Origin of the sequence: Catellatospora sp. NPDC049111, assembly GCF_040648615.1 — a bacterium.
Classification (GTDB): Bacteria; Actinomycetota; Actinomycetes; order Mycobacteriales; family Micromonosporaceae; genus Catellatospora; species Catellatospora aurea.
In genome coordinates, this window is record NZ_JBEZEB010000048.1 from 65,281 (window position 1) to 72,646 (window position 7,366).

The window sequence follows — 7,366 nt, forward strand, 5'->3', positions numbered from 1 at the left end:
CACCGTATCGGAAGCTGTTAGATAGCGGGATGGGTTCGGGGTGGCCGTTTCGCGCGAGGTCGTTGGCGTACGTCGGCGGCTGGTTCGTGCTGACCGCCGCGTCGGCCGCCGTGGTGTGGGTGGGGCTGGGCCCCGTGCTGGCCACCGCGGTGCCCGAGCCGGTGCCGCTGCGCCTGGAGGCGCTGCCCCCGCAGCTGCCCGAGCCGCTGGTCACGCCGTCGCGTCCGGTGCCCACGGTGACGCTGCCCCCGGTGCCGTCGTCGTCCCCGCAGCCACCGGCGACCCTGGCCGCGCCCGCCCCGGCGCGTACGTCGCCGAGCCCGGCCGCCAAGCCGCCGGCGCAGCCGTCACCGGCCATGACGGTCGACGGCTGGCAGGTGTTCACCGAATCCGACGGCTCGCGGTCGTACCTGCGCAGCTTCCCGACCGCGGGCGGCACCGCGGTGATCCGGATGGCGAACGAGCGGGTCTACCTGGTGTCGGCCACCCCGCGCGGCGACTACCAGGTGGCCACCTCGCAGCCCGATCCGGAGCGCGTCGTGGTGCAGTTCCATCGCGCCTCCGACCAGATCATCGTGGACGCGATCTGGTGGGAGGGGCGGCCCTACTCGGAGGTCACCACCGTCCGGTGACGGCGCGTTCCGGCCCCCGCGGCGTGCCGCGTGAGAGGCGGCACGCCGGGCGGGGGCACGGAGCGCGGACGTCATGTGAATGAGCCTCAGGTCGGCCTGGCCGGGGACAAAGCTCGCTAAGCCCTTCTTGGGCCGTGTTTGAGGCTGATTTCAGGTAGGCAGCGCTCACGACGGGGCGGACCCGGGCACATGCGAGAATGACCTCTGGCGCCGCCCGTACTCATGGCGGCGTGTTTCCGCAGTCCGAGGAGAGCATCGTGATCCGTACCCACACCGCTGGCAGTCTGCGTGCCGAGCACGCCGGCCAGAGCGTCACCCTCGCCGGCTGGGTGGCCCGGCGACGTGATCACGGCGGAGTGACCTTCATCGACCTGCGCGACGCCTCGGGCATCGTGCAGATCGTGTTCCGTGACGAGGCCCAGGCGCACGCGCTGCGCAACGAGTACTGCGTCAAGGTCACCGGCACCGTGGGGCAGCGGCCCGAGGGCAACGAGAACCCCGAGCTGCCGACCGGCGCGATCGAGGTCACCGTCACCGACCTGACCGTGCTGAGCGAGGCCGCGCCGCTGCCGTTCCCGATCGACGAGCACGTCACCGTCGGCGAGGAGGCGCGCCTGCGCCACCGCTACCTGGACCTGCGCCGCGCCAACCAGGCCAAGGCGATCCGGCTGCGCTCGCGGGCCAACGCCATCGCCCGCGAGGTGCTGGGCGCGCGCGACTTCCTGGAGATCGAGACCCCGACGCTGACCCGGTCCACGCCCGAGGGCGCGCGCGACTTCCTGGTCCCGGTCCGGCTGCAGCCCGGCGCGTGGTACGCGCTGCCGCAGTCGCCGCAGCTGTTCAAGCAGCTGCTGATGGTTGCCGGCATGGAGCGCTACTACCAGATCGCGCGCTGCTACCGCGACGAGGACTTCCGGGCCGACCGGCAGCCCGAGTTCACCCAGCTCGACATCGAGATGTCGTTCGTGACCCAGGACGACGTCATCGAGCTCGGCGAGGAGATCGTCGGCTCGCTGTGGCGCGAGCTGGCCGACCACGAGATCCCGACGCCGATCCCGCGCATCACCTACCACGACGCGATGAACCGCTACGGCTCCGACAAGCCCGACCTGCGCTACCAGGTCGAGCTGACCGAGCTGACCGAGTACTTCGCGGGCACCGAGTTCCGGGTGTTCCAGGCCGAGTACGTCGGCGCGGTGGTCATGCCCGGCGGCGCGGCGCAGACCCGCAAGGAGCTCGACGGCTGGCAGGACTGGGCCAAGGCGCGCGGCGCCCGCGGCCTGGCGTACGTGGTGCTCGACGCGGAGACCGGCGAGGCCCGCGGCCCCGTCGCCAAGAACCTGTCCGAGGCGCACCTGAACGGCCTGGCCGACGCCGTCGGCGCGAAGCCCGGCGACGCCGTGTTCTTCGCGGCCGGCACCCGCCGCCACTCGCAGGAGCTGCTCGGCGCGGCCCGCATCGAGATCGCCAAGCGGGCGAACCTGATCGACGAGTCGGCGTGGGCGTTCTGCTGGGTCGTCGACGCGCCGATGTTCGAGCCGGTCGACATCCCGGGCGAGGGCGTCGTCGAGGGCGCCTGGACCGCGGTGCACCACCCGTTCACCTCGCCGAACGAGGACTGGATCGACAACTTCGAGTCGGCCCCGGACAAGGCGCTGGCATACGCGTACGACATCGTCTGCAACGGCAACGAGATCGGCGGCGGCTCGATCCGTATCCACCGCGGCGACGTGCAGAAGCGGGTGTTCACCCTGCTCGGCATCACCGACGAGGAGGCCAAGGACAAGTTCGGCTTCCTGCTCGACGCGTTCGCGTACGGCCCGCCGCCGCACGGCGGCATCGCGCTGGGCTGGGACCGGGTCTGCATGCTGCTGGCCGGCGTGGACTCGATCCGCGACGTCATCGCGTTCCCGAAGTCGGGCGGCGGCTTCGACCCGCTGACCGGCGCGCCGACCCCGATCACGGCGCAGCAGCGCCTGGAGGCGGGCGTCGACGCCAAGCCGAAGGCCCCGGGCGAGGACGCCGCCAAGGCCAAGGCCGCCGCGAAGTAATGCGGATCCTGGTCACCGGAGGTTCCGGATACACCGGTGGCCGACTGGTCGCCCTCGCCCGCGCGGCGGGGCACGACGTGACCGGCACCAGCCACTCCACCCGTGTGGAAGGGCTGGTGCCGCTCGACGTCCGGGACCGGTCGGCCGTCGACCTGCTGTTCGACGAGCTGCGGCCCGACGCCGTGGTGCACACCAGCTACGTCCAGTCGGACTGGGCGGTCACCGCGCTGGGCGCGGCGCACGTCGCGGCGGCCGCGGCGCGTACCGGGGCGCGGCTGGTGCACGTGTCCTCGGACGCGATCTTCAAGGGTCGCCCGACCGCGTACACCGAGGCCGACCTGCCGGAGCCGGTGTACCCGTACGGCGGGGCCAAGGCGGCGGCGGAGACCGCGGTGCTCGCCGTGCACCCTGACGCCGCCGTCGCGCGCACCTCGCTCATCATCGGGGACGACGCCTCGAAGCAGCACCAGCTCGCGCTGGACATGGCGGCCGGACGGGTGGACGGCGTGCTGTTCACCGACCACATCCGGTGCCCGGTCGCGGTCGACGACCTCGCCGCGGCCCTGCTGGAACTGGCCGAGGGCGACTTCCGAGGCATCCTCAACGTGGCCGGCCCCGAGGCGATCAGCCGCCACGAGCTGGGCGTGCGCATCGCCGCCAAGCACGGCATCCCCGCCGACCGGGTGCCGGCCGGCTCCGCCCTCGAACGGGGCTTCGTCTCCCCGGCCGAGGTCCGCCTGGACACCACCCTTGCCGCGTCCGTCCTGCGCACGCGCCTACGCGGCGTCACCGAGATCCTGTCCTGACCGGGGGCGTGAGCGAACATACGAGTCCGAGCGGTTACATCTTTTTTGATGTGCTCACATCAAAAAAGATGTAACCCGCGCACGGGACACCTTCGCCGACCGCTCCGTGCAAAACGACGTCGGCCTATCGCAACGAAAGCGGGCGGGGGATCGTGTGGGTGATGGGGCGCGGGTAAGGTGCGCTGATGCCGTTCTCCCTCGGTGACATCCTCGGCGCGCAGGCGCAGCCCCCGTTCGGCGTCGTGGCCGGGGCGGCGCTCATCGCGCTGGCGCTGGTGGTCGTCAACACGACCTGGCGGGTCGTGCGCAACGCCATCACCATCGCGCACGAGGGCGGGCACGCGGCCGCCGCGGTGCTGACCGGTCGGCGGCTGCGGGGCATCCGGCTGCACTCCGACACGTCCGGGCTCACGATCATGAAGGGCAAGCCGACCGGGATCGGCATGGCGGTGACCCTGCTCGCCGGGTACGCGACCCCGTCGCTGCTGGGCATCGCGGGCGCGGCACTGCTCGACCGGGGGCACATCCGGCTGCTGCTGTGGATCACCATCGTGCTGCTGGTGCCGATCCTCGTCATGATCCGCAACTTCTACGGGCTGCTGCTGATCCTGGCCACCGGCGCGGCCGTGTTCGCCGTGTCCTGGTACGCCACCGCGCCGTGGCAGGCGCTGTTCGCGTACACGGGAGTGTGGTTCCTGCTCATCGGCGGCGTGCGGCCGGTGGTGGAGGTGCAGCTGCACCGGCGGCGGGGCAGCGGGATGCGGTCCGACCCCGATCAGCTCGCGGGCATCACCCGGCTGCCGGGCGGGTTCTGGGTCTTCGTGTTCCTGCTCTGGACCGTGGGCTCCGTGCTGGCGGGGGCGTACCTGCTCGACCTGCTGCCGGCCACCGCCCTGCCCCGGTGACCCTGCGCCTCAGGACAGGCGCAGTGAGGTGCGCAGGATGGACTCGGTGTAGCCGAGGCGGCGGTAGAGGGCCAGGGCGCGGGTGTTGTCGGACATCACGCCCAGCGAGCTGATGCCGAACTCGGCGATCAGGCGGCGGGTCAGCGCGGTGGTCAGGGCCGCCCCGTGGCCGCGGCCCTGCGCGGTCGAGGCGACGGCGATGCCGGCCAGGAAGCCGACGCCGTTCGGGCTGCGATCGCCCGCGACGGCCACCACGCGGCCGGCCTCACGGATGCCGTACCAGCACCGGATGCGCGGGTCGCCGGGGCGGCTGGTGCTGTGCGGCAGCGCGTCGTCGAGCACCGCGGCGATGCCGTCGTGGTCGGTCTCGTCCAGGGCGACCACCGCGGATTCGCCCGGGTGCGGCGCGGGCGCGGCGGTGGTCCACAGGAAGTCCCAGTCGTCGTGCACGTCGGCGGGCAGCGCCGCGGCCGTCTCGGCGCGGGAGAGCCGGGGCAGGTGCAGCCAGGTCCCGGCGGCCAGCGCGCCGTCGGCGGCGAGCCGGGCGAACAACGCGGCGACCGGGGCCGCGTCGCCGAGCGAGGCCGCCACCGGTCCCCACGGGCCGAGCGAGGTCCACGCCAGCGCACCGTCCAGCAGGTAGCCCCGCACGTCGTCGCCGCCCGCGGTCAGGCGCGCGTAGGGGTGGTCGCCGACCTTCGCGAGCAGGTCTTCGCGGCCGATGAAGTCAGGGGTGAGAGCCACAGTGCCACCTTACCGGCCGGGTGGGGGAAGATCGGCCGAGGCGGCCGGAGGCGGTGCCGGGTATCGTCTGCGTGATGCAGACCGACGGCCTCTTCTCCCTGGAGCCCTCGCCGGCTGATCGACGGATCAGCTCGCCGGGGTTCGAGGCGCCGTCCGCGGACGCCCCGCTGGCCGTCCGGCTGCGCCCGTCCGGCCTCGACGAACTGGTCGGCCAGGACCACCTGCTGGCACCGGGCGCGCCGCTGCGCCGCCTGGTCGCGGGCGGCGCGCCGATGTCGGTGATCCTGTGGGGGCCGCCCGGCTGCGGCAAGACCACCATCGCCCACCTCGTCGCCGAGGCCGACGACCGGCACTTCGTCGCGATGTCCGCGCTGACCGCCGGGGTCAAGGAGGTGCGCGAGGTCATCGACACCGCGCGCCGGCGGCGCCGGGCGGGCGGCGCGCCGACAGTGCTGTTCATCGACGAGGTGCACCGGTTCACCAAGACCCAGCAGGACTCGCTGCTGGCCGCGGTCGAGGACCGCACGGTGACGCTGCTCGCGGCGACCACGGAGAACCCGTACTTCTCGATCATCTCACCGCTGCTGTCACGCTGCGTGCTGCTGACCCTCAAGCCGCTGGACGACGAGGCGGTGCGCGGCCTGGTGCACCGCGCCGTGGCCGACCCCCGCGGCCTGGGCGGCACGGTCGCGCTCCATCCCGACGCGGAGGACCACCTGGTCCGGCTGGCGGGCGGTGACGTGCGCAAGGCGCTCACCGCGCTGGAGGCCGCGGCAGGCTCCGCCCTGGCGATCCACGACGGGGACGGCGTACCCGAGATCGACGTGGCCACCGCCGAACGCGCGGTCGACGTGGCCGCGCTGCGCTACGACCGCGCGGGCGACGCCCACTACGACGTGATCAGCGCGTTCATCAAGAGCATGCGCGGTTCGGACGTGGACGCGGCGATGCACTACCTGGCCCGGATGCTGACCGCGGGGGAGGACCCGCGCTTCATCGCCCGCCGTCTGGTCATCTTCGCCAGCGAGGACGTCGGCCTGGCCGACCCGACGGCGCTGACCGCGGCGGTGAACGCCTCGTACGCGGTGCAGCACGTCGGCCTGCCCGAGGCGCAGCTCAACCTGGCTCAGGCCGTCGCCCACCTGGCCACCGCGCCCAAGTCCAACGCGGTCACCACCGCCATCTCGGCGGCGCTCGCCGACGTGCGGGCGGGCAAGGCGGGCGCGGTCCCGTCGCACCTGCGCGACGCCCACTACGCGGGTGCGCGGGGGCTGGGCCACGGCATCGGCTACCGCTACCCGCACGACGACACCCGAGGTGTGGTGGGTCAGCAGTACCCGCCCGACGATCTGGTGGGAGTGGACTACTACCGTCCCACCGGACACGGTGGCGAACGGCACATCGCCGAACGCCTGCCGAAGTTGCGCGCGGTCATTCGGGGGACCGGCAAGTCCGAGCGAAGCGAGGAGAACTGATGAGCAGGGCCGATGCGACCGACGGACGGGGCCGGAAGAAGGGCCGCGGCGAGGCCGAGGAGGTTCCGCAGGAGGAGACCGGCTGGCTCGACGACCTGCGCGGTGCGAAGCAGGCCAAGGACCAGTTCGACGACAGCGACTTCACCGACGGCGGCAGCAGCCGCTGGGACAAGCTGAGCGCGCTGAGTGACGACGCCCCCGCGGGCCGTGGCGCCCCCCAGGCTCCCGCGGACGCCGGTCGCCGCCCGCGTGGCGGCGACGCCCCCGCGGGCCGCCGCCGGGACGAGGACACCGCCGGTGGCCGCCGTGCCGCCGAGGAGCCCACGGGTGGCATCCGCCGTCCCGTCGAGGAGCCCGCGGGTGGCGTTCGCCGTCCGGTCGAGGACACCCAGGGCGGCCGCAGGCGCACCCCGGAGGAGCCGCCTTCGGGCCGCCGCCGCGCTGACGAGGAGCCGGCCGGTCGCCGCCGTGCCGGTGAGGATCCGACGGGCGGCTTCCGCGCCGCCGGCGAGGACACGCTGAGCGGCCGCCGCCGCGCCGAGGAAGAGCCCGCCGGCCGCCGCCGCGCCGATGACGACACCGCCGCCGGCCGCCGCCGGGCCGGTGAGGACACGCAGACCGGCCGCCGCCGCGCGGACGAGGAGCCCACGGGCGGTCACCGCCGTGCCGCGGAGGAGCCGGTCGGCCGCCGTGCCGCGGAGGAGCCGGTCGGCCGCCGTGCCGCGGAGGAGCCGGTCGGCCGCCGTGCCGCGG

The 7,366-nt window shown here is 73.6% G+C and carries 6 protein-coding genes and 1 pseudogene; 6 read left to right on the top strand and 1 reads right to left on the bottom strand.

The window, feature by feature from the left end:
• The first annotated feature begins 29 nt into the window (after window positions 1-29).
• The 4 genes from AB0B66_RS37650 to AB0B66_RS37665 all read left to right on the top strand — a co-directional run bounded on the left by AB0B66_RS37650 (window position 30) and on the right by AB0B66_RS37665 (window position 4,394).
• Entirely contained in the window at window positions 30-632 is a 603-nt protein-coding gene (locus tag AB0B66_RS37650; protein ID WP_360539330.1) for a hypothetical protein, read from the top strand.
• Between the two features lie 257 nt (window positions 633-889).
• Window positions 890-2,683, top strand: a complete 1,794-nt coding sequence (gene aspS / locus AB0B66_RS37655) for an aspartate--tRNA ligase (RefSeq protein WP_360539332.1) — start codon at window positions 890-892, stop codon at window positions 2,681-2,683.
• Window positions 2,683-3,489: a sugar nucleotide-binding protein gene (locus AB0B66_RS37660; RefSeq protein WP_360539334.1), complete on the top strand. Its 807-nt coding sequence runs from the start codon at window positions 2,683-2,685 to the stop codon at window positions 3,487-3,489. The genes aspS and AB0B66_RS37660 overlap by 1 nt, the downstream gene beginning before the upstream one ends.
• Before the next feature lie 185 nt (window positions 3,490-3,674).
• Window positions 3,675-4,394 carry a M50 family metallopeptidase gene (locus tag AB0B66_RS37665; RefSeq protein ID WP_360539336.1) on the top strand — a complete coding sequence of 240 codons (720 nt, stop codon included), beginning with the start codon at window positions 3,675-3,677 and terminating at the stop codon, window positions 4,392-4,394.
• 9 nt (window positions 4,395-4,403) lie between these two features.
• On the opposite strand, the gene AB0B66_RS37670 is transcribed toward AB0B66_RS37665, so the two are convergent.
• Entirely contained in the window at window positions 4,404-5,138 is a 735-nt protein-coding gene (locus tag AB0B66_RS37670) for a GNAT family N-acetyltransferase (RefSeq protein WP_360539338.1), read from the bottom strand.
• 74 nt (window positions 5,139-5,212) lie between these two features.
• Between AB0B66_RS37670 and AB0B66_RS37675 the strand changes: the two genes are divergently transcribed.
• Both AB0B66_RS37675 and AB0B66_RS37680 read left to right on the top strand, forming a co-directional pair.
• On the top strand, window positions 5,213-6,613 hold the full coding sequence (locus tag AB0B66_RS37675) for a replication-associated recombination protein A (RefSeq protein ID WP_360539340.1): 1,401 nt from the start codon (window positions 5,213-5,215) through the stop codon (window positions 6,611-6,613).
• Window positions 6,613-7,366: pseudogene (locus tag AB0B66_RS37680) on the top strand (hypothetical protein); the annotation flags it as partial. The gene AB0B66_RS37675 and the pseudogene AB0B66_RS37680, both read left to right, overlap by 1 nt.